The organism is Cellulomonas hominis, from assembly GCF_901521055.1.
Lineage (GTDB): Bacteria > Actinomycetota > Actinomycetes > Actinomycetales > Cellulomonadaceae > Cellulomonas > Cellulomonas endometrii.
In genome coordinates, this window is the sequence record NZ_CABEGA010000065.1 from 1 (window position 1) to 21,384 (window position 21,384).

18 protein-coding genes are annotated in these 21,384 nt (G+C 75.0%); 9 read left to right on the forward strand and 9 right to left on the reverse strand.

The window, feature by feature from the left end; genetic code table 11:
• Window positions 1-90: 90 nt before the first annotated feature.
• Both KJP73_RS16020 and KJP73_RS16025 read right to left on the reverse strand, forming a co-directional pair.
• Window positions 91-1,281, reverse strand: coding sequence for a TadA family conjugal transfer-associated ATPase (locus tag KJP73_RS16020; protein ID WP_213283878.1), 1,191 nt, complete (start codon window positions 1,279-1,281; stop codon window positions 91-93).
• The gene (locus KJP73_RS16025; protein WP_213283879.1) at window positions 1,278-1,922 is read right to left on the reverse strand and encodes a pilus assembly protein FlpE; all 645 of its coding nucleotides are present in this window, start codon (window positions 1,920-1,922) and stop codon (window positions 1,278-1,280) included. Before KJP73_RS16025 ends, KJP73_RS16020 begins: the two co-directional genes overlap by 4 nt.
• A 268-nt stretch (window positions 1,923-2,190) precedes the next feature.
• On the opposite strand from KJP73_RS16025, the gene KJP73_RS16030 reads away from it, so the two are divergent.
• Window positions 2,191-3,015: an HAD family hydrolase gene (locus tag KJP73_RS16030; RefSeq protein ID WP_213283880.1), complete on the forward strand. Its 825-nt coding sequence runs from the start codon at window positions 2,191-2,193 to the stop codon at window positions 3,013-3,015.
• Between the two features lie 286 nt (window positions 3,016-3,301).
• Here the strand turns inward: KJP73_RS16030 and KJP73_RS16035 are convergent, their stop codons facing one another.
• Window positions 3,302-4,168: a cell filamentation protein Fic gene (locus KJP73_RS16035; RefSeq protein WP_213283894.1), complete on the reverse strand. Its 867-nt coding sequence runs from the start codon at window positions 4,166-4,168 to the stop codon at window positions 3,302-3,304.
• Window positions 4,169-4,248: 80 nt separating this feature from the next.
• Between KJP73_RS16035 and KJP73_RS16040 the strand changes: the two genes are divergently transcribed.
• The gene (locus KJP73_RS16040; protein WP_213283881.1) at window positions 4,249-5,691 is read left to right on the forward strand and encodes an NAD-dependent malic enzyme; all 1,443 of its coding nucleotides are present in this window, start codon (window positions 4,249-4,251) and stop codon (window positions 5,689-5,691) included.
• 46 nt (window positions 5,692-5,737) lie between these two features.
• A complete protein-coding gene (rlmC, locus tag KJP73_RS16045) occupies window positions 5,738-6,862 on the forward strand; it encodes a 23S rRNA (uracil(747)-C(5))-methyltransferase RlmC (RefSeq protein ID WP_213283882.1) in 1,125 nt (374 codons plus the stop codon).
• Window positions 6,863-6,864: 2 nt separating this feature from the next.
• On the opposite strand, the gene KJP73_RS16050 is transcribed toward rlmC, so the two are convergent.
• The gene (locus KJP73_RS16050; protein WP_249669458.1) at window positions 6,865-7,422 is read right to left on the reverse strand and encodes a GNAT family N-acetyltransferase; all 558 of its coding nucleotides are present in this window, start codon (window positions 7,420-7,422) and stop codon (window positions 6,865-6,867) included.
• 56 nt (window positions 7,423-7,478) lie between these two features.
• On the opposite strand from KJP73_RS16050, the gene KJP73_RS16055 reads away from it, so the two are divergent.
• The 4 genes from KJP73_RS16055 (at window position 7,479) to KJP73_RS16070 (ending at window position 12,842) form a co-directional block, all read left to right on the forward strand.
• Window positions 7,479-8,405 (forward strand): formate/nitrite transporter family protein, encoded by a 927-nt coding sequence (locus KJP73_RS16055; RefSeq protein WP_249669459.1) that lies wholly within the window; start codon window positions 7,479-7,481, stop codon window positions 8,403-8,405.
• 210 nt (window positions 8,406-8,615) lie between these two features.
• Window positions 8,616-10,109: a hypothetical protein gene (locus KJP73_RS16060; protein WP_213283884.1), complete on the forward strand. Its 1,494-nt coding sequence runs from the start codon at window positions 8,616-8,618 to the stop codon at window positions 10,107-10,109.
• Between the two features lie 242 nt (window positions 10,110-10,351).
• Complete coding sequence (gene acs / locus KJP73_RS16065; RefSeq protein ID WP_249669460.1) at window positions 10,352-12,292, forward strand: acetate--CoA ligase; 1,941 nt, start codon at window positions 10,352-10,354, stop codon at window positions 12,290-12,292.
• Window positions 12,293-12,422: 130 nt separating this feature from the next.
• On the forward strand, window positions 12,423-12,842 hold the full coding sequence (locus KJP73_RS16070; RefSeq protein ID WP_213283886.1) for a hypothetical protein: 420 nt from the start codon (window positions 12,423-12,425) through the stop codon (window positions 12,840-12,842).
• Window positions 12,843-12,891: 49 nt separating this feature from the next.
• Here KJP73_RS16070 and KJP73_RS16075 read toward each other — a convergent pair whose 3' ends face one another.
• The 4 genes from KJP73_RS16075 to KJP73_RS16090 are packed head-to-tail and all read right to left on the reverse strand — an operon-like array spanning window position 12,892 to window position 17,282.
• Window positions 12,892-14,076, reverse strand: a complete 1,185-nt coding sequence (locus KJP73_RS16075) for a glycoside hydrolase family 1 protein (protein ID WP_213283887.1) — start codon at window positions 14,074-14,076, stop codon at window positions 12,892-12,894.
• Window positions 14,077-14,128: 52 nt separating this feature from the next.
• On the reverse strand, window positions 14,129-15,031 hold the full coding sequence (locus KJP73_RS16080; RefSeq protein WP_213283888.1) for a carbohydrate ABC transporter permease: 903 nt from the start codon (window positions 15,029-15,031) through the stop codon (window positions 14,129-14,131).
• A gap of 14 nt (window positions 15,032-15,045) precedes the next feature.
• Window positions 15,046-16,002 carry a carbohydrate ABC transporter permease gene (locus KJP73_RS16085; protein WP_213283889.1) on the reverse strand — a complete coding sequence of 319 codons (957 nt, stop codon included), beginning with the start codon at window positions 16,000-16,002 and terminating at the stop codon, window positions 15,046-15,048.
• A gap of 5 nt (window positions 16,003-16,007) precedes the next feature.
• Window positions 16,008-17,282 (reverse strand): extracellular solute-binding protein, encoded by a 1,275-nt coding sequence (locus tag KJP73_RS16090; RefSeq protein WP_213283890.1) that lies wholly within the window; start codon window positions 17,280-17,282, stop codon window positions 16,008-16,010.
• A gap of 196 nt (window positions 17,283-17,478) precedes the next feature.
• Between KJP73_RS16090 and KJP73_RS16095 the strand changes: the two genes are divergently transcribed.
• The gene (locus tag KJP73_RS16095) at window positions 17,479-18,576 is read left to right on the forward strand and encodes a LacI family DNA-binding transcriptional regulator (protein ID WP_213283891.1); all 1,098 of its coding nucleotides are present in this window, start codon (window positions 17,479-17,481) and stop codon (window positions 18,574-18,576) included.
• A 95-nt stretch (window positions 18,577-18,671) separates the two neighbouring features.
• Window positions 18,672-20,420, forward strand: coding sequence for an ATP-binding protein (locus tag KJP73_RS16100; protein WP_213283892.1), 1,749 nt, complete (start codon window positions 18,672-18,674; stop codon window positions 20,418-20,420).
• Window positions 20,421-20,475: 55 nt separating this feature from the next.
• Here KJP73_RS16100 and KJP73_RS16105 read toward each other — a convergent pair.
• Window positions 20,476-21,384 (reverse strand): NAD(P)-binding domain-containing protein (locus KJP73_RS16105; RefSeq protein WP_213283893.1); only part of this gene is annotated, 909 nt, incomplete at its 5' end.

Below are 21,384 nucleotides of genomic sequence, written 5' to 3' on the forward strand. Positions count from 1 at the left end.
CCCTGCTCCGCGCCCCGGCCCCCGTCCCGCCGGCGGCCAGCACGGCCCCGACGACCGCCGCCACGAGCGCCGCCGCTCCCGCGCCGGTGCTCACCCCGGTCGCCCCGCCCCCCAGCGCCCGTCGGTCAGCCCTGCGCGGGCGGCGAGCGCGGCCCAGCCGGGCCCGGCGCCGACCTGCCCCCGGGCTCCGACCGCGAGCGCGGTCCGGACGACGAGGGCGCCGTCGCCGGGCGAGCGCTCGACGACCGCCAGCTCGGCCACCCGGCGTCGGCCCCCGTCCCGGCGCAGGTGCACCACGGCGTGGAACGCGCTCACCGCCTGCGCCGCGAGCGCGGCCCGGTCCAGCCCGGCGAGCGCACCGAGCGCCTCGAGCCGCGCGGGGACGTCGGTCGCGGCGTTCGCGTGCACGGTGGTGCACCCGCCGTCGTGGCCGGTGTTCAGGGCGCTCAGCACCTCGCGCACCTCGGCGCCCCGGCACTCGCCCAGCACCACCCTGTCGGGTCGCATCCGCAGGGACTCGCGGACGAGGTCGGCGAGGTCGACACCGCCGGCGCCCTCCACATTGGGACGCCGGGCGAGCAGCCGGACGACGTGCGGGTGCCGGGGGGCGAGCTCGCCGGCCTCCTCGACGCAGACGATGCGTTCACCGGGGTCCGCGAGCGACAGCAGCGTCGAGAGCAGCGTCGTCTTGCCGGTGCCGGTCGCGCCCGACAGCAGCAGGTTGGCGCGGGCGTGCACGAGCCCGCGCAGCACGTCGTCGACGCCCGGGGCGACGGCGCCGGACGCGACGAGCTCGTCGAGCGTGAAGGGCCGGTGGCGCAGGACGCGCAGCGACAGCAGCGTGCAGCCGTCGGCGACCGGCGGGAGGACGGCGTGCAGCCGCGTGCCGTCCGGCAGCCGCGCGTCGGCCGCGGGGCGTGCGTCGTCCAGCCGCTGCCCGCCGGCCGCGGCGAGCCGCACAGCGAGCTCACGGACGTGCACGACGTCGCCCAGGTCGACGGGCGCGCGCTGGAGGCGGCCGTGCCGCTCGACCCAGACGTCCTGCGGCCCGTTCACCAGGACGTCGGTGACACCGGGGTCGTCGAGCAGCGGCTGCAGCGGGCCGGCACCGAGCAGCTCGGCGAGGACGAGGGGCTCCAGCTCGGCCAGTGCGGTCGTCCCGAGCACCTGGCCGCTGTCCCGCAGCGCCGCGGCCACCCGCGCGGCGGTGACGGGTCCGCCCTCCTCGGCCAGCCGGCGGCGGACCACGGTCACCAGCGCGCCGGTGCCGGGCGCCGTCATCCGAGCCGCCCCGCGAGGCGGGTGACCGCGCGGCGGACGGCACGGGACGGCTGCGGTCCGGCACCCCGGTCCACCGCCGCGCCGAGACCCGGGGACCACGGCAGGGAGCCCACGACCGGCAGGTGCACGGCCTGCCCCACCTCCGCCGGGCCGAGTCCGCCGGGGGCGGGGCCGCGCGCGACGACGCCCACCCGCGTCTGGCGACCGGTCAGCAGCGCGTGCAGGACCCGCGCGCCCGCGACGCCCGGCACGTCCCGGGGCACGACGACGAGCACGGTGCGGCAGGCGTCGACGAGGTCGGCGACCCCCGTCCCCGTCAGCATCGCGGAGCGGTCGAGGTCCAGGACCACGGATCGGTGGCCGAGGACGAGCGCCTCCAGCACGTCCGGCAGCACGTCGGGCGGGGGCAGCCCCGGCCGGTCGTCGTCGGTGGGCAGCACCGCGCACGGGCCCCAGCGCATGAGGTTGCCGGCGAGCAGCGTCGCGTCCACCGCCCCGCGCGCACCGGTGAGGTCGGGCCAGCGCAGACCGGGGTGCGCCTCGAGCCCGAGCACGGTGTCGACGGAGGGACCCGGCCCGGTCTCGACGAGCACCGTGGTCGAGCGCCGGGCCAGCTCCGCCGCGAGCAGTGCGGCCGTCACGGTCGCGCCCGCACCGCCGCGTGCGCCCACCACTCCCACGACGCCCACCCCCTCGTCCGTCCGCGTCCCCGGTCCGTGGCCTGCCCGTCCTGCCCGTCCCACGCGTCCTCCCTCGTCCGTCCCCGCGCCCCATCAGCGCCGACGCTCCCCCACCCCCGCCGCACCACGGCCGGTCGCGGCACCACCCCTGGGGACCACGCAGCCGACCGCGCCCTGTGGTCGGCTCGGTGCGCCTCGATACCCTCGGAGCAGGGAGGACACCGCCGAGATGAGCCAGACCGCCGCCACGCCGCCGACGGCCGCGCCGCAGCGCCGCGCCGCGGCCTTCTTCGACCTCGACAAGACCCTGATCGCCACCTCGGCGGCCACCGCGTTCGCGCGCCCGTTCCTGCTGGGCGGGCTGCTCAGCCGCCGCGCGATGCTGCGGTCCGCGGGCGCGCAGGTCGCGTTCCTCCTGGGCAGCGCCACCGAGGGCCGGACCGAGCGGGTGCGCGCGCAGCTGTCGGCGATGGTCGCGGGCTGGGACGTCGAGCGGGTCTCGGCGATCGTGGCCGAGAACCTGCACGAGGCGGTCGACGCGGTGCTGTACGCGGAGGCGCTCGAGCTGGTCGCCCGGCACCACGCCGCGGGCGAGGACGTCGTGGTGGTGTCGGCCTCCAGCGAGGAGCTCGTGCGGCCCATCGCCGACCTGGTCGGCGCCGACGCCGTGATCGCCAGCCGCATGGGCGTCGAGGACGGCCGCTACACCGGGGACATCGCGTTCTACGCCTACGGTCCGGCGAAGGCCGAGGCGATGCGGGACCTCGCGGAGCGGGAGGGCTACGACCTCGCGGCGTCGTCCGCCTACACCGACTCCGCGACCGACGCGCCGATGCTGCGGGCGGTCGGCCGGGGCTACGTCGTGAACCCGGACCGGGCGCTGCGCCAGATGGCGGCCGAGGAGGGGTGGAGCCCGCTGGTGTTCCGCCGTCGGGTGCTCGTCCGCCGGCTCGGGGCGACCCGGTCGGCGCGGGCGACGGTGGCGGCGGGCGTCGTCGTCCTGGCCGTCGCGCTCCTCGTCGTGGCGCGGGTGCGACGGCACCGCCCCGCCTGACGGGTCAGCCGGCGGACGCCCGTCTCGCCATCCGGTCCGTGGGAACGCGCCAGCAGGCACTTCACCGCCAGGACTTCCCTCCGCCGCGCGGCCGAGGTGTCATGGAGCCACAACAGCACGACCTGAAGGCACCCACGCGCGACCAGTCCACGTGAGGACGCGTCGACCGGGCTCGATCCCGTCACGACTGCTTCGTTGCACGCCTGATCACCTTCGGGTCGTCCGTTCGGCGACGGCGTCCACCCGGGCGCCGTCCGTCGTATGAGGGGTCGGCGCGCAGCCGGGCTCAGCCCAGCCGCCCCGCCAGCACCGCGTCCGCCACGGCCCGCCCCTCGTCGGCCCCGGCGACCACCGCGTCCGCGCACGCCACGACCCACGCCGCCACCCCCTCGGGCGTGCCGGTCGCGAACCGCGCCGCCGCCGCGAGGTAGGGGTGCGGCGTCGATGCCCACGCGACCTCGGGGACGACGGCGCCGGTCGGGTCCAGGCCGCGCCCGCTGAGCAGCATCCGCGCGACGGCGCGGGCCACCACGCCGTTGCCGGCGGCGAACGGCCGCAGCGCGAGGACCTCGCCGTGCACCACCGCCGACACCAGCAGCGCGGGCGCGCGGGTCCCGGCGACGGTCCGCGTGAGCAGCGCCAGCCGTCCCGCCACGTCCGGGCCGTCGGGCGCCGCCCCGAGGCCGCCGAGGTCCCGCGGCGCGACGCCGGCCGCGCGCACCCGGCCGAGGTCGGCGTCGGCGAGCCAGCCCGCCGCCGCGGCGGTGTGCACCCGCGCCAGCACCTCGGACAGCGGCGGCACCGTGGGTTCCGCCCGCGCGCCGAGGTCCGGCCGCCACGTCGCCGTCAGCACGGTGGCGCGCAGCGCACCGGACGCGACGAGCGCCGCCCCGTCCGTGCCCGGAGCCGCCCCGGTCGCCTCGCCCCGCAGGGCGTCGAGCGGCACGCGTGCGCCGTCGACGGCCGCGCTCGCGCGTGCGGCCCGCAGGTCGGCCTCGGCGCGGACCTCGCGCCAGCGCCGCCGGAAGGCCTCGTGCCAGCGCAGCTCCTCGCACGCGGTGCGGGCGCGGTCGACGGCCGCGCGAACGCCCGGCAGGTCCAGCAGCGGCGCGAGGGGGTCGTCGGCCGGGGGGCGCGCCGGCGCGGAGGGCATCACGCGGCCACCCTACGAGGGGCGGCACGCCGGGGGCGCTGGCCTGGGCGGACCCGCCCGCGGGGGGCCACACTGACCTCATGGTCTCGACGCCGAGCGTGTCCTCATCCATCACCGCCCGTCTGCACGTGGAGGCCCGGCCGACCGCCGTGTCAGAGCTGACGTCCGCGATCGAGCAGACCGGTGGCATCGTCACCGCCCTCGACGTCACGGCGTCGGGCCACGAGCGGATCACCGTGGACGTCACGTGCGCGACCAGCGGGGAGGAGCACGCCGCGCAGATCGTCGCGGCCTTGCGCGCGCTGCCCGGCGTCGACGTCGAGCGCGTCAGCGACCGCACCTTCCTCATGCACCTCGGCGGCAAGCTGTCGATCGAGTCGAAGGTCCCGCTGCGCAACCGCGACGACCTGTCGATGGCCTACACCCCGGGCGTCGCGCGGGTGTGCGAGGCGATCGCGGCCCGGCCGGACGACGCCCGCCGCCTGACGATCAAGCGGAACACCATCGCGGTGGTCACCGACGGGACCGCGGTGCTCGGCCTCGGGGACATCGGCCCGCTCGCCGCCCTGCCGGTCATGGAGGGCAAGGCCGCGCTGTTCAAGCGGTTCGCGGGGATCGACGCGTTCCCGCTCGCGCTCGACACCACCGACGTCGACGAGATCGTCGAGACGGTCGTGCGGGTCGCGCCGGTGTTCGCCGGGATCAACCTGGAGGACATCTCCGCGCCGCGGTGCTTCGAGATCGAGCGGCGGCTGCGCGAGCGGCTGGACATCCCGGTGTTCCACGACGACCAGCACGGCACGGCGATCGTCGTGACCGCGGCCCTGACGAACGCCCTCAAGGTCGTCCGCAAGCAGATCGGCGAGGTCCGGGTCGTGCTGTCGGGCGCGGGCGCCGCCGGGACCGCGGTGCTCAAGCTGCTGCTCGCCGCCGGTGTGCGGGACGTGGTGGTCGCGGACATCGACGGCATCGTGCACACCGGCCGGCCACTCGCGTCCCCGGAGCTGCGCTGGATCGCGGAGCGCACCAACCCGCGCGGCGTGACCGGGGAGCTCCGCGGGGCGCTCGCCGGCGCGGACGTGTTCATCGGCGTCAGCGCGCCGAACATCCTGACCGGCGCGGACGTCGCGACGATGGCCCCCGACTCGATCGTGTTCGCGATGGCGAACCCACGGCCCGAGATCGACCCGGTCGAGGCCGCGCAGCACGCCGCGGTGGTCGGCACCGGGCGCAGCGACGTCGCGAACCAGATCAACAACGTCCTGGCGTTCCCCGGCTTCTTCCGGGGGCTGCTGGACGCCCGGTCGCACGTGATCACCGACGACATGCTGCTAGCCGCGGCCCGCGCGCTGGCCTCCGTCGTGACGGACGACGAGCTCAACCCGGCGTACATCATCCCGAGCGTGTTCCACCCGGACGTCGCGACCACGGTGGCCGCCGCGGTCGTGCGCGTCGCGACCGCGTCGCAGGGCCCGCGCGCCGACACCGGGGCCGTCGCGATGGTGCCGGTGCCTGGCATCTGAGCCCGGCGCCGGGGGTGGCCCGGCGGCCCGCCGTAGACTCGTGCGGGTGCAGTGTCACCACTTCGACGCCGCCCGGTGTCGTTCCTGCACGTTCATCGAGCAGCCGTACGCCGACCAGCTCGCCGCCAAGCAGGAGCGCTGCCGCGAGCTGCTGCTCCCGTTCGGCCCGGTGGACTGGCTCGACCCCGTCGCCAGCCGGGAGCACGGCTTCCGGAACAAGGCGAAGATGGCGGTCGGCGGGACGGTCGACGCCCCCACGCTCGGCATCCTGGACCCCGGCGGCGCGGGCGTGGACCTGCGGGACTGCGGCCTGTACCCGCCCACCCTGCAGGCGGCGCTCCCGACGGTGGCCGCGTTCGTCACGCGTGCGCGGCTGGTCCCGTACGACGTCCCCACCCGGCGCGGGGAGCTGAAGTACGTCCTGGTCACCGAGTCCCCCGACGGGGAGCTGATGGTCCGGTTCGTGCTGCGCTCGACGGAGGCGCTGAGCCGGATCCGCAAGCACCTGCCGTGGCTGCTGGCCGCCCTGCCGCGGGCCGTGGTCGTGTCGGCCAACCTGCTGCCCGAGCACAAGGCCGTCCTCGAGGGCGAGGAGGAGGTCGTGCTGACCGAGCGGTCGACGCTCCGGATGCGCGTCAACGACGTCGACCTGCACCTGCGACCGCAGAGCTTCTTCCAGACGAACACCGAGGTCGCCGCCGCGCTGTACCGGATCGGCCGCGAGTGGGTCGACGCCGCCGATCCCGCCAGCGTCTGGGACCTGTACTGCGGCGTCGGCGGGTTCGCCCTGCACGTCGCGCGGCCCGGCCGGGACGTCGTCGGCATCGAGACGAGCGCCGAGGCCGTCGCCAGCGCCACCCTCAGCCGGGACGACCTGGGCCTGCCAAGCGTGCGGTTCGCCGCCGGGGACGCGACGGCGTTCGCGCTCGGCGCCGAGCGGGCGCCCGACCTCGTGATCGTGAACCCGCCGCGGCGTGGCATCGGCCCGGCGCTCGCCGGCTGGCTCGAGGCGTCCGGGGTGCGGGACGTCGTCTACTCCAGCTGCAACGCCGCGTCGCTCGCGCGGGACCTCGCGGCGATGCCGTCGCTGCGCCCCCGCCGCGGCCGGCTGCTCGACATGTTCCCGCAGACGGGGCACTACGAGGTGGCCGTCGCGCTGTCCCGCGACTGACGTCACGGGCCCGCGAACACCGCGACCGTCGCCTCGTCCACCTCCCGGTCCGCGTACACGAGCCGGATCGCCGACGGATCCGGGTTGCCGGCGTCGGGTCCGCGCCAGACGCGGGTCAGGCCGGCACGCTCCACCGCCCGGAGCGACCCCGTGTTGTGCTCCAGCAGGTACGCGAGCACCGGCAGGTCGGGCCGGGTGGCGCGGGCGGCGGTGCGCGCCGCTGCGACGACCTCCTGCGCGTACCCGTGCCCCCACTCCTCCGGCACGAGCCGGTAGTAGAGGTTCCAGCCGACGCCGCCCCGCACGCTGCACCCGCCCATCCCGACCAGCCGTCCGTCCGTCGCGGCGCGGACCACCCACGGCCCCAGCCCGTGCTCGTCCCACGACTCGCGGTACCGGTCCAGCAGCCGCTCGGTCTGCTCGACGGTGGTGTGCCGCCCCCACGGCCAGTGCACGTAGCCGCGGGGGTCCGCGTGGAGGGCGTGCAGCTCGGGCAGGTCGGCGGGCACGGGTGCGGTCAGGTGCAGCCGGTCGGTCCGCACGGAGGTCTGGTCGGTCACGGCCACGAGTCTGCCCGCGGCCGCCGACATCACCCCGCGGCCGTGGCTTTCGTCCCATGTCCAGGACCCGGACGGGCGGCACGCTGGTGCCCATGCTCAGCGTCGCCGAGGCCCTCGACTACCAGACGGCCGCCGCCCGGACCAAGACCGACCTGGCCCGCCGGCCCGGCGTCTACCTGGTGAACACGATGCTCGCCGGGGCGTACATCGGGCTCGGCGTGGTGATCATGACGACCGCCGGCGGACCGCTCGCCGACGCGGGGTCCGGGTTCACCCCGCTGGTCCAGGGGCTCGTGTTCGGCGTCGCCCTCATGATCGTGGTGGTCGCCGGCGGCGAGCTCGCGACGTCCGCGATGATGGTATTCACCCAGGGCGCCATGCGCGGCGCGATCTCCTGGGCCCGCGCCGGTGCCACGCTGCTGGCCTGCCTGGCCGGCAACCTGCTCGGGGCGATCGTGCTCGCCGGCATCCTGCACCTCTCCGGCGCCCTCGGACCCGACCGGCCCGCCGGCCGGATGATCGCGTCGATGATCGTGCACAAGGCGGAGGAGTCCGGCACCGAGCTCTTCTTCCGCGGCGTGATGTGCAACCTCATGGTGTGCCTGGCGATCTGGTGCGCGGGCCGGCTGCAGAACGAGATGGCGAAGATCTTCGTGATCTTCGCGTGCGTGATGGTGTTCATCACCTCCGGCTTCGAGCACGTGGTCGCCAACATGACCACCTTCTCCGTCGGCATCATGGGCGGGCTGCCCGACGCCTCCGTGGCGGAGTTCGCGCGCAACGTGCTGCTCGTCGGCCTGGGGAACCTCGTCGGCGGCGGGCTGCTCGTGGGTGCCGCGAACGCCGTCGCCGCCGCACCCGCCCGGCCGACGGCGCCCGCCGGGTCGGCCGACCCCACCGCACCCGTCGCACCCGCCGACCCCGCGGCGCGCCCCGCGCCGAGCGCCCTCGACGCGCAGCCGGAGCCCGTCGCCGCCCGCTGAGCCCGCCGGCGGGACGCGGCTCGCCGCACGCCGCCACCGACCGGCGGATCGGACATCTCGGGCGCGCCGTCCGGCGTGCGCGCGGGCGGCGCTCTACGGTCGTACCGAGCACGGACGTGACCTGACCGGTGGCGTCGCACACCGAGCCCGCAGCGCGCAGGCGCCCTCCGCTCCTGCCCCGCGCCGTGAGGCGGCGACAAGGGAGCAGACATGAGCAGCACCTCGGACCGCGAGCACCAGGACGACGCGGCGGCGCCCGCTCCCGACGGCACCGAGCGACCCGCTCCCGACGGCACCGAGCGACCCGCTCCCGACGGCACCGAGCGACCCGCTCCCGACGGCACCGAGCGACCCGCTCCTGACGGCACCGCGCAGGCCGCAGCCGACGCCGCCCGGGACGCCCCGACCACGTCCGGCGCCACCACGTCCGGCGCCACCGCGTCCGGCGCGACCAGCGCCCCCCGCAAGCCCCGGACCCCGCGGCAGCCGCGCGGTGCGACGCCGACCGGCAGCTCCGCCGCCCCCGTCACCGAGCCCGTCGCCACCTCACCGGCCACCTCAGGCACCTCCGGCACCCCGGGCGCGCCGCCCGCGCCGGACGAGACGCCCAGCCTGTCCGACGAGCCCGGTCCGGCCCTCGCCGGTCCGACCTCCAACACCGGCAGCGGCACCGGCGCCGCCGAACGCCCGGCCACGCCGACCGGCACGCCCTCGCGCGGCACGAGCGCCCACCGCGCGTCCCGGCCCGCTCCGGTGCCGCCCGCCCCGGAGGCCGCGCTGCCGTCCGTCCTGCCGGCCACGCCGGTCGCCGGCGGCACCGGGTCGCCGACCACCGGTGCCGTCGTCTCGGCGGACGGCTCGGGGGCCCCGACGGCTCCGCTGCCGACCACGCCCGCGACGGGCGCCCGCCCGGCAGCCGCGGACGCGCCGGCCCCGTCCGAGCCGGTGCGCCGCACGAGCATCCGGGGGGCCGAGGCGCGTGCCGCCGCGGTGCTCACGGCGGGCGCGACCGCGGCGGGGACCACCGGGGCGCCGGTCGGCGCCCCTCCCGCCGCCGAGCAGCCCGACCCGGACCTGCCGGGCACGGGCCCGTCCGATGCGAGCGTGCCCTACGGCGACGCCTCCGCACCGACCACGCCGAACGTGCCGGAGCCGGTGGGCCTCGCGCACCAGGACGAGCCGGAGGGTGCCGGCGGTCTGCGGTCCCGGCGCGGCGGCGGGTCGACCGCGGCACGCCCGGAGCCGGTGCGGCGGCCGGGCGGCGGCGCGGGCCGTGCGGTGCTGGGCGTGCTGGTGGGCCTGCTGGTGGGTGCGGTCGGCATCTGGACGGTGGTGTTCGGCCAGTCGCGGGTCCTGGCCGCCCAGGCCCCGGGGTGGGACGCGTCGTACGACCCGATCGGCGTGCTGCTGGTGACGCTCGGCGTGCTCGTCCTGGCCGGGGTGCTCGCCCTGGGCCTGTGGACGCCCGCGGTGCCGCTGACGGCGGGGCTGGTGGCCACGGTGCTCGGCGCGGTGCTGCTGTACGTGCCGGCGACCACGCACGAGGACGTCGTGCGCTGGGTGGCGACGGACGCCACGCGGGAGTCGGTGACGCAGGCGACGGTCACGGCGACCTCGGGCACGGTGTTCGTCGTGGGCGCCCTGCTGCTCGTGGCCGGACTGGTGCTCTCGGTGGCGCGCCGCCGCTGGGTGCCGCGCGGCTGAAGGAGCGCGCGGCCGACGTGCCGCGCGTCGGACGCGCCACGCCCGTCACCACCGGGTTCGCGCGACGCCTGGGACGAAAGTCCTACTAGAGTGCCGGGAGACGCGGCGAACCCGTTCGCGCCAGACCGCACCGACGTCGTTGCGCTGGAGGACACGTGGCCCTCGACAACTCCGACCCCCGTACCGCCGAGCCCGGGGGCGGCCCCGCCGCCGAGCCCGCGCGGACCCCGGGTCTCGAGAACCTGCTGACGGAGGACCGCCGCTTCCCGCCGGACCCGGCGTTCGCGGCGCAGGCGAACGCCCACGCCGAGCTGTACTCGTGGGCGAACTCGGCGCCCCTGGAGTTCTGGGCCGAGCAGGCCCGTTCGCTGCTGGACTGGGCGGAGCCGTTCCACGAGGTGCTCGACTGGTCGGGCGCCCCGTCCGCCCGCTGGTTCGCCGACGGGCGCCTGAACGCGGCGTACAACGCGGTCGACCGGCACGTGGCGGCCGGTCACGGGGACCGCGTGGCCCTGCACTTCGAGGGCGAGCCCGGTGACACGCGGACGCTCACGTACGCGGACCTGCAGCGCGAGGTGTCGAAGGCCGCGAACGCGCTCACGGCCCTGGGCGTGCGGACGGGCGACCGGGTCGCGATCTACCTGCCGCTCATCCCGGAGGCCGTCGTCGCGATGCTGGCGTGCGCCCGGATCGGGGCCCCGCACTCCGTGGTGTTCGGCGGGTTCTCGGCCGAGGCCCTGCACTCGCGCATCGTCGACGCGGACGCCCACGTCGTCATCACGGCGGACGGCGGCTACCGCCGGGGCGCCGCGAGCCCCCTGAAGCCGACGGTCGACGAGGCGCTGGCGAAGGGCTCCGGCGACGTCGTGCGGCACGTCCTGGTGGTCCGGCGCACCGGGCAGGACGTCCCGTGGACCGCGGGACGCGACGTCTGGTGGCACGACGCGGTGGACGCGGCGAGCGACCAGCACGACCCGGTGCCGCTCGAGGCGGAGCACCCCCTGTTCATCCTCTACACCTCCGGGACGACCGGGAAGCCCAAGGGCATCTTCCACACCACCGGCGGCTACCTGACCCAGACCGCGTGGACGCACCTCAACGTGTTCGACCTGAAGCCGGAGACCGACGTCTACTGGTGCACCGCCGACGTCGGCTGGGTCACCGGGCACTCGTACGTCGTCTACGGCCCGCTGGTCAACGGCGCCACCCAGGTGATCTACGAGGGCACCCCGGACACCCCGCACCGGGGGCGCTGGTGGGAGATCGTCCAGAAGTACCGGGTGTCGATCCTCTACACCGCCCCGACCGCGATCCGGACCTGCATGAAGTGGGGCGACGACATCCCCGGCGGGTTCGACCTGACGAGCCTGCGCGTCCTGGGGTCGGTCGGCGAGCCGATCAACCCCGAGGCCTGGACCTGGTACCGCCGGGTCATCGGCGGCGACCGCACCCCGGTCGTCGACACGTGGTGGCAGACGGAGACCGGCGCGATCATGATCAGCCCGCTGCCGGGCGTCACCACCGCGAAGCCCGGGTCCGCCCAGACCCCGCTGCCCGGCATCGCCGCCGACGTCATCGACGACGACGCCAACCCCGTCCCGAACGGCTCCGGCGGCTACCTGGTCCTCACGGAGCCGTGGCCGGCGATGCTCCGCGGGATCTGGGGCGACGAGCAGCGATTCAAGGACACGTACTGGTCGCGGTTCCGCGGCATCTACTTCGCGGGCGACGGCGCCAAGAAGGACGAGGACGGCGACATCTGGCTGCTCGGCCGCGTCGACGACGTCATGAACGTCTCGGGGCACCGGCTGTCGACCACCGAGATCGAGTCGGCGCTCGTGTCGCACCCGTCCGTCGCCGAGGCGGCGGTCGTCGGCGCGAGCGACGAGACGACCGGGCAGGCCGTCGTCGCGTTCGTCATCCTCCGCGGCGACGCGGTGGCCGGCACGCCCGAGGAGGTCGCCACCGAGCTCCGCGCGCACGTCGCGCAGCAGATCGGCCCGATCGCCAAGCCCCGGACCATCCTGGTCGTGCAGGAGCTGCCCAAGACCCGGTCGGGGAAGATCATGCGCCGCCTGCTGCGCGACGTGGCGGAGCACCGGAAGGTCGGCGACGCGACGACGCTGGCGGACTCCTCGGTGATGGACCTGATCCAGCAGGGCCTGGAGAAGCCCGCGAGCTGACATGGTGGGACGTCTAGGGCCATTGCCGCCGCGGTGCAAGGGCCCTAGACTGCATCGATGGTGAGCGAGCAGCCGACGAGGTCGGTGGTGCAGCAGCTCCGCACCGCCGGTTTCTCGAGGAGTGAGTCCCATGCACGGTGACGACCGGTCGGTGACGGTCAGCGCCCGGCCGCGGTACACCGCGAACGTGACCCGCGAGGGCCGGTGGTGGATGGTCGCCGTCCCCGAGGTCGACGGGCTGACGCAGGCCCGGCGGCTGAGCGAGGCGGGCACGATGGCGCGCGAGCTCGTCTCCCTCGTCCTCGACGTGGACCCCGACGCCTTCGACCTGACGGTCGACGTCGTGAGCGTCGACGGCGTCGAGGTGCGTGACCGCCTCGCGGAGATCGAGCGGGAGCGCGCCGAGGCCGCAGAGCTGGAGCGGCGCCTCGCCCAGCACACGCGCTCCCTGGCCCGTGACCTCGCTGCGCGGGACGTGCCCCAGCGCGACATCGGCGCGATCCTCGGGGTGTCGCACCAGCGCGCCAACCAGCTGCTGGCGTCGGGCTGACCTCACGGGCGCCCGACGCCAGCACGCCGGGTGCCGCCCGGTCGGCGCGTCAGCGCGTCGGGTGCGTGAGCTCCCCGGTGCGCGCCACGCCGCCGAGCCAGTGCGCGCTGGGCTTCGGCGTGCGCTCGAAGGTGTCGCGGTCCCACCCGATGAGGCCGAACGTCGGCGTGAACGAGCCCCACTCGTAGTTGTCGAGCGCGGACCAGTGCAGGTAGCCGCGGACGTCGACGCCGTCGGCCATCGCGTCGTGCAGCCCGACCAGCGCGTCGTGCGTGTAGTCGATGCGCCGGGCGTCGTCCTGCGTCGCCATGCCGTTCTCGGTGACGACGATCGGCACGCCGCCGGTGCGCTCCCACGCGTTCCGGACGCCGATGCCGAGCGCCGGCGGGAAGTACTCCCAGCCGGTCAGCGTGGTCTCGACGCCCTCCGGGACGGGCAGCGGGTTGCCGTCGGTGTCGATGAACGTGCGCAGGTACGCCTGCACCCCGATCCAGTCGTCGCCGGCCGCGGCGTCGAGGAAGACGTCCTCCCGCGGGTAGCCGTAGGCCTTCGTCGCCTCCTCGGCGCCCGGGGCGGCGTGGTACGCCTGGGTGGCGACCGACCAGCCGGACCGGACCTGCGGCAGCGCGGACAGCACCTCGCGGGACCGCTTGTGGGCGTCGATGAGGGCGTCCGTGATCTGGGGGTCCGGCGCGGGGAGCCGGGACGCCGTCATCTCCGTGCCCTCCTCGCCGCGGGTCATCGCGACCATGTTGGGTTCGTTGATGGTGCAGACCCACTCGACGTCGTCGCCGAGCACCGGCAGGGCGATCTCGGTGAACCGCTGGAACAGCTCGGGGGCGTCCGGGTTGCGCCAGCCTCCGAGCCGGGCGAACCAGCGGGGGTGCGTGAAGTGGTGCAGCGTCACCGAGGGGGTGAGGCCGTGCTCCCGGCAGGTGTCGACCATGCGCCGGTAGTGCGCGAGCTGCGCCTTCGACACGAAGCCCTGCTCGGGCTCGATGCGCGCCCACTCGATGCTGAACCGGTAGGTGTTCAGCCCGAGGCCCGCGAGCAGCGCGATGTCCTCCGGGTACCGGTGGTAGGAGTCGGCCGCGTCACCGGACGGCTCCGGCAGGTCGGTGCCCGGCGTGTGCTCGCGCACCCACCAGTCGGAGTTCACGTTGTTGCCCTCGATCTGGTGCGCGGCCGTGGCGGCGCCCCAGAGGAAGCCCTCGGGGAAGCGTCGGGTGGTCATGCGGGTCCTTCCGTCGTGCAGACGTGCGTGCGGGTCGTGCGTCGTCGCGGGGTCACTTCAGTCCGGCGGTCGCGACCCCCTGGATGAAGTACCGCTGCAGGGCGACGAACAGCAGGAGGATCGGCGTGATGATGAGGACCGCGCCGGCGAGCAGCAGCCCGTAGTCGGTGGCCTGCTGCCCCGTGGAGTACAGGGACAGCGCGACGGGCAGCGTGTACATGTCCTGGCTCTGCGCGGCGACCAGCGGCCACAGGAAGTTGTTCCAGGAGCCCAGGAACGTGAGGATCCCGAGCGTCGCCAGCGGCGGCCCGCACAGCGGCATGACCACCCGGGCGAAGATGCGCAGCTCGCCGGCGCCGTCGATCCGGGCGGCCTCCATCAGCGGCTCCGGGATCCCCAGCATGAACTGCCGCATGAGGAACACGCCGAGCGGCTGGGTGAGGAACGGCAGGATGAGCGCCGGGTACGTGTTGAGCAGCCCGAGCGACGTGACCTGCACGAACAGCGGCACGAACGTCACGACACCCGGGACCATCAGCATGACCATGACGAGCGTGAACAGGACGCGCTTGCCCGGGAAGTCCATCTTGGCCAGCGCGTAGCCGACCATCGAGCAGAACAGCAGGTTCCCGAGCACGGTCACGACGGCGACGATCACCGAGTTCGTGAAGAACTGGCCGAAGCCGAGCTCGGTGAACCAGCGGCCGAAGTTGTCGAACGTCGGGTCGGCGGGCCAGATGGTCGGGGGCTTGGTCAGGATCTCGCGCTGCGTCTTGACGGAGCCCAGCACCATCCAGACGAAGGGCAGCAGCCACAGCGCCACGCCGACCACGAGCACGCCGTAGGTGAGGGCGCGGCCGGTGGTCATCCGGCGGCGGCGCGGCGACGCCGGCACCGACGGCCGGGCGAGCGCCTCGACGGCCGGGTGCGGCGACGGAGGAGTCACAGCGGACATGGGGGTCTCCTCGGTCAGTCGTCGGACCGCAGCAGCCGGAACTGCAGCAGGCTGAGCAGCGCGATGGCCAGGAACAGCACGTAGGACGCGGCGGACGCGAACCCGTACTTGCCGAAGCCGAACTGCTCGAACGTGTAGAAGGCGGTCGAGAGGGTGGAGTCCAGCGGGCCGCCCTGCGTCATCACGAAGGCCTCCTCGAAGAACTGCAGGTACCCGACCGAGATGAGCACCGCGCCGAGCAGCAGCGTGGGCCGGAGCAGCGGGAGCGTCACGCTGCGGAACCGGCGCCACGAGCTCGCGCCGTCCATGACCGCGGCCTCCTGGACCTCCTGCGGGACGGCCTGCAGGCCCGCCAGGAAGATCACCATGAGCGTGCCGACGTTCCGCCAGACGGCCATGAGGATCAGCGAGGGCAGCGCCCACGTGGTCGAGGTCAGCCAGCTCGGGCCCTCGATGCCGACCCAGCCGAGCGCGGTGTTGAGCAGCCCGTCGGGCTGCAGGATGTACCGCCACACCACGGAGACCGCGACGATGCTGGTGACGACCGGGGCGTAGAAGCCGACCCGGAACGCTGCCCGGAACCGGCCGATCCCGGAGTTCAGCGCGACCGCGAGGGCCAGGGCGACGGCCATCGTGACGGGGATGCCGACCACCACGAACGTCGCCGTCACCCCGAGCGACTTCAGGAAGCGCGGGTCGCCGAACAGGTCGACGTACTGCTGCAGCCCCACGAAGTTCACCGCGAACGGCGTGCGGACGTCGCGCGAGGTGAAGTCGGTGAACGACATCGCGAACGACGACACCAGGGGGACCAGCATGAAGAACCCGAACACCAGGACGAACGGCGCGGCGAACAGCCAGGCGACGTAGCCCTGCCGGCGGCGCCGGGCGGCGGCCGGCCCGCGGGGGGCCGGGGCCGCCCGGCCGGAGCGCGTGGCCCCGGCCGGGCGGGTGGCGGCTGCGGTCGACATGACGGTCAGCCCATGCCGATCGACGTCGCCTGCTCCTGCAGGTCGGCGAGCGCGTCGGCCGGGGCCTCGCCGCTGACGGTCATCCGCTCGAGCACGGAGTCGGCGGCCGCGTTCACCTGCACCCAGGTCGTGGTGACCGGCGGGGCGACGGTGTCCTCGAGCTGCTCGCCGAACACGGCCAGCTTCGCGTCGTCGGCCAGGGCCGGGTCGTCCCACGCCGCCTGCTGCGACGGGAGGTCACCGGTGACGCCGTACCACTCGACCTGCACCTCGGGCTGCGTCAGCCAGTCGACGAGCTTCCACGCGGCGTCCGCGTTGTCGGACTCCTCGAAGACGACGAGGTTGGAGCCGCCGGCGAACGACGTGGAGCTCTCACCGGCCGGGATGCGGGCCGTCGCGTACTTGTCCTCGAAGCCCTCGCCGCCCAGCGTCGCGAGCTGGCCCATCATGAACGGGCCGTCGATCAGCATCGGCGTGGTGCCGGCGACGAACTCGGCCTCCTGGGCGCCCGCGGTGCGGTCGGCGGAGGCGTTCGCGACGCCGTCGGAGAAGAAGGACGTGTAGTACTCGTACGACTCGACCATCTCGGGCGTGTCGAGCGTCCACTCCGTGACGTCGTCGTTCGTCAGGCTGGCGCCGTTGGACCACGCCGCCCACAGCGACCCCTGGAACGAGTCGTTGCCCGCGGACTGCAGCCGGATGCCGTAGTCGGCGCCCGCCTTGTCCTGCATGTCGGCGGCCATCTGCTTGAGCTCGTCCTGCGTGGCCGGCGCCTCGGTCCAGCCCGCCTGCTCGGCCAGGTCGGTCCGGTAGTACAGGACGCGGGTGTCGACGTACCAGGGGACGCCGACCGCGGTGCCGTCGAGCTCCGCGGTGCCGAGCGGGCCCTCGAAGATGCCGCTCGTGTCGATGCCCTCGGGCACCGGCGCGAACGCGTCGCCGAACTCGGCCATCCAGGTGGTGCCCATCATCGCGAGGTCCGGCGTGGTGCCGGCGGCGATCGCGGTCTGGAACTTGTCGCGGGCCGCGTCCCAGGGGATCGGGACGACCTCGATGTCGACGTCGGGGTTGGCGTCGACGAACTCCTGCACGAAGTCGGGCAGGGCCTCGCCCTCGGCGCCCATCGCCCACACGGTGAGCTCGCCGGTGGCCTCGCCGGCGGAGAGCGTGGAGGCGTCGGTGCTGCCCTCGGAGCCGGTGTCGTCGGAGCGGCCGCACGCGGTGAGGGCGGTCAGGGCGAGCGCGGTCACCAGGGCGACACGCGCAGCGGGACGGATCATGGTTCGTTCCTCCTCGAACGGACGGTGCGGCTGATCGGCGCGCGGTGCGCCGCGGCTTCTATGCGCTTAGATCGTCTGTGATGTTAAGCGCATAGACTGATCCCCGCAAGTACCCGCCCGTCGCCTGGGGACCGACGTCGGGCACCGGCCCGGGACCGAGCACCTAGCATCGGTCCCGCCCATGAGGAGGTGAGCAGTGCCGCGTCGACCGACCGTCTACGACGTCGCGGAGCGCGCCGGCGTGTCGATCGCCACGGTGTCCTTCACGTTCCGGCAGCCCCAGCGGGTGCGCGAGTCGACCCGCGCGGCCGTCCTTGTCGCGGCACGGGAGCTCGGCTACGTCCCGAGCGCCAGCGCCCGCGGCCTCGCGCACGGCAGCACCGGCGCCCTGGGGCTCTACTCGTTCGACCTCATGCTCGCCGCCCCGCAGGAGGGCGCGGACGACCCGCGGCCGGCACACCCGTCACCGGCCGGCCCCGACGCGGACGACCCGGACTCCGACCCCCGCGCCTTCCCGCTCTACGTCGACGAGGTCCAGCGCGGCTTCGAGCTCGAGTGCTGGCAGCGCGGGCAGGCGCTCCTGCTCAGCAGCGGCACCGGCTCGCGCGCCTCGGTCACCGACGTCGCCGGGCGGGTCGACGGGCTGGCGGTGTTCCCCGGCCCCAGCCCCGTCGAGGCGCTCGAGCACATCGCCCGCCGCATCCCGGTGGTCGCGTTCAGCATGCCGCCGGTGGCCGACGGCCTGCACCACGTCACCGTCGACAACCGCGCGGGGATGCGCGACGTGGTCGAGCACCTCGTCCGCGACCACGGCCTGCGGGACCTCGCGTTCGTCGGCCGGCTGTCCACCCCCGACTACGCCGAGCGGTTCGCGGGGTTCCGGGACGCCATGACGCAGGTCGGGCTCGACGCCCCGGCCGAGCCGCTGGACCCGACCGACCTCGCGGAGCCGCACCGGTTCGAGGTGCTGGCCGGGCTCGCCGCCGCCGACCGCCTCCCCCGGGCCCTGGTCTGCGCGAGCGACCAGCTGGCCCTCGCGGTGCTGGACCTGCTCGCCGCCCGGGGCGTGCCCGTGCCGGAGCGGGTGGTGGTCACCGGCTTCGACGGCATCCTCGCCGGCCGCCTGGCCCGGCCGACGCTCACCACCGTGCGGCAGCCGATGGCGGCGATGGGCCGGCTCGCCGTCCAGGTGCTCGTGCGGCACGCGGGCACGCCGGCCGAGGAGCCCGAGTCCCACCGGCTGCCGGTGCAGGTCGTGCGCCGCGAGAGCTGCGGCTGCCCGCACGCCGGCTGACCGCGCGGGACGCGCGGCGCTGACCCGGCCGAGCTCTTAACGCTACTCTTAACGGAACTGCCAAGACATCCTTGTCACTTCAAAGTAGGTTCCGCGTGAGCAGGTTCGAACAGGACGAGATCACCGAGCTGGTCCACGCGCTGCGACGCATCGGGGGCGAACCTGAGGACGTCGAGGCGAAGAGCGGCGCCGGCGGTTTCCCGACCTCGGTCCGCGAGTCGCTCGTCGCCTTCTCGAACGCGGACGGCGGGACGATCCTCATCGGACTCGACGAGGGCGCCGGATTCAGCGTCGTGCCGATCCCTGACATCACCCGGTACCGCGACAACCTCGTCGCGCTCGCCCGGGACTCCGTCACGCCACCACTCCAGATCGCCACCGAGATCGTCGAGGTCGACGGCATCCCGGTCCTCGTCGCGCAGGTCCCCCCTGCCCGCGCCGAGGACAAACCCGTCTACGTCACGAGCAAGGGGATCGTGAACGGCGCGTTCCTGCGCACCGGGGACGGAGACCGCCGCATGAGCGAGGGCGAGGTGGGTCTGCTCGTTGCCGGCAGGAGCCAACCGACGTACGACAGCGCGCCGGTCGAGGGCACGAGTACGGCCGATCTCGACTGGTCGTCGCTCCGGCGCACTCTGCAGCGGGTCCAGGCCGGCTCCCCGAAGCTCCGCATCGAGGACGAGCCCACTGTCCTGTTCCGGCTCGGCGTCCTGGCGGAGGCACGGCCGGACTCCCCCCTGACGCTCGCAGGTCTGCTCACGTTCGGGACGTACCCGCAGCAGCGGTTCCCCCAGCTCATGGTGTCCGTCGTCGTGCACCCACCCGATGACCGGACCGACGTCCGGTTCCTCGACAACGTGACTGTCCGCGGGTCCATCCCCGACATGGTGTCCGAGGCCCTGGCCGCGCTCCGCCGCAACCTGGCGGCACGCGCCGTCGTCGGTGACTTCGGTCGCACGGATCAGCTGGACTACCCGATGGAGTCGATCCGCGAGGCGCTGGTGAACGCGCTGCTGCACCGCGACTACAGCCCCCTCACCCGGGGGACGCAGGTCGCGGTGGAGCTCCATCCGGACCGGCTCACCATCCGCAGCCCAGGTGGGCTCTACGGTGGTCTGGTCACGGACGATCTGGGCGAGGCTGGACGTCCGTCCTCGTCTCGGAACAGCCTGCTCGCGAGCCTGCTCTCCGACACCTACCTCCCCGGCTCGGACGTGCTCGTCGCTGAGAACCGGTCGTCGGGGATCCCGACCATGATCCGACTCGCGCGGACGCATGGTCTGCCACGCCCGGGCTTCACGAGCTCGGTACTCGGTTTCACCGTGAGCATGGGCCGCTCGGAGCTGCTCGGGCCGGACGTCCGGGCGTGGATCGCCGGGCTCGGCGTCCCGGTCCCGACACCGGTGCATCAGATCGCGCTCGCGATGATGCGGGGCGGGGCCGTCACGAACGCGATGCTCCGCGAGTGGGGCGCGGACCGGATGTCCGCCGGACAGGTGCTGCGCGACCTCGTCGACCAGGGCGTCGCTGTCAAGGAGGGGGGACGACGGTACGCCCGGTACGTGCTCGACCCCGATGTCGCGCAGCGGCCCCGTCAGCCGACGTTCGTGATGGAGGAAGTGGAAGTCCCCCTCACGACGACGGAGCTCGTCGCCCGCGAGCTCAAGGCGCTGGGGGACGCGTCAGCCGACGACCTCCAAGGGCTGACCGGACTGAGCCGCCCCACCGTGGTCGGGCACCTCAAGCGCCTGATCTCGGACGGTCGCGCGGTCGCCGAGGGCAAGCCCAACAGCCCTCGACGTCGCTACCGCTGGGCCGGTGCCACCCTCGGCGAGCCGCGTTAGGGGCGCGCCGAACCGGCGTTCTCGTCGGCGCGGCGCGCGGCGGCTCGCACGCCGCTCAGACCCCGAGCAGCCGGCGCACCTGCCGCACCGCCGCGCGACCCGCCCGGTTCGCCCCCACCGTGCTGGCGCTCGGCCCGTACCCGACCAGCTGCACGCGCGGATCGGCGACCACGCGCGTCCCGTCCATGAGGATGCCGCCGCCCGCGTGCCGGAGGCCGAGCGGCCCCAGGTGGTCCAGCGCCGCGCGGAACCCCGTCGCCCACAGCACGACGTCCGCGGCGACGTGCTCCGGCCCGGTGACCCAGCCGTCCGGCAGCGGGCCACGCGCCCGGGACGCGTCCCACTCGGCGCCGTCCGGCACCAGGCGGGCGAACACGGGCCGGGCGCGCAGCACCCCGCTCGCGATACCCGCGCGGTACTCGTCGGTCAGGGGCAGGCCGGTCGCGGCGACGATGCTCTGCGGCGGCAGGCCGGCGCGCGTCCGCTCGTCCACCCGCGCGACCGCGTCGCGGCCGAGCTCCGGGCTGAACCCCTCGTCGCGCCAGTCCGGGGGCCGGCGCGTCACCCAGGTGGTCGCCGCGGCGTGCGGCGCGATCGCGAGGAGGTGCTGGACGGCCGAGATGCCGCCGCCGACCACCAGCACCCGCCGGCCCGCGAAGTCCTCCGGGGCCCGGTAGTCGTGCGTGTGCAGCTGCGTCCCGGCGAACTCCTGCATGCCCGGGTACGTCGGCCAGAACGGCCGGGTCCAGGTGCCCGTGGCGTTGACGAGCGCGCGGGTGCGCCAGGTGCGGGCGACGCGGCGGCGGGCGCGGGACGCCGGCGGGGCGTCGTCCGGTGCGGCCACCAGGAGGTCCGGCGCGGGGGCGGGCCCGGGCACCGGACGGCAGGTGCCCGCGCCTCCCCCGAGGCCGTCGTCGGGGTCCGGCGGTGCTGCGGGGACGGCGGGGGCCGCGCGGACGGCGGG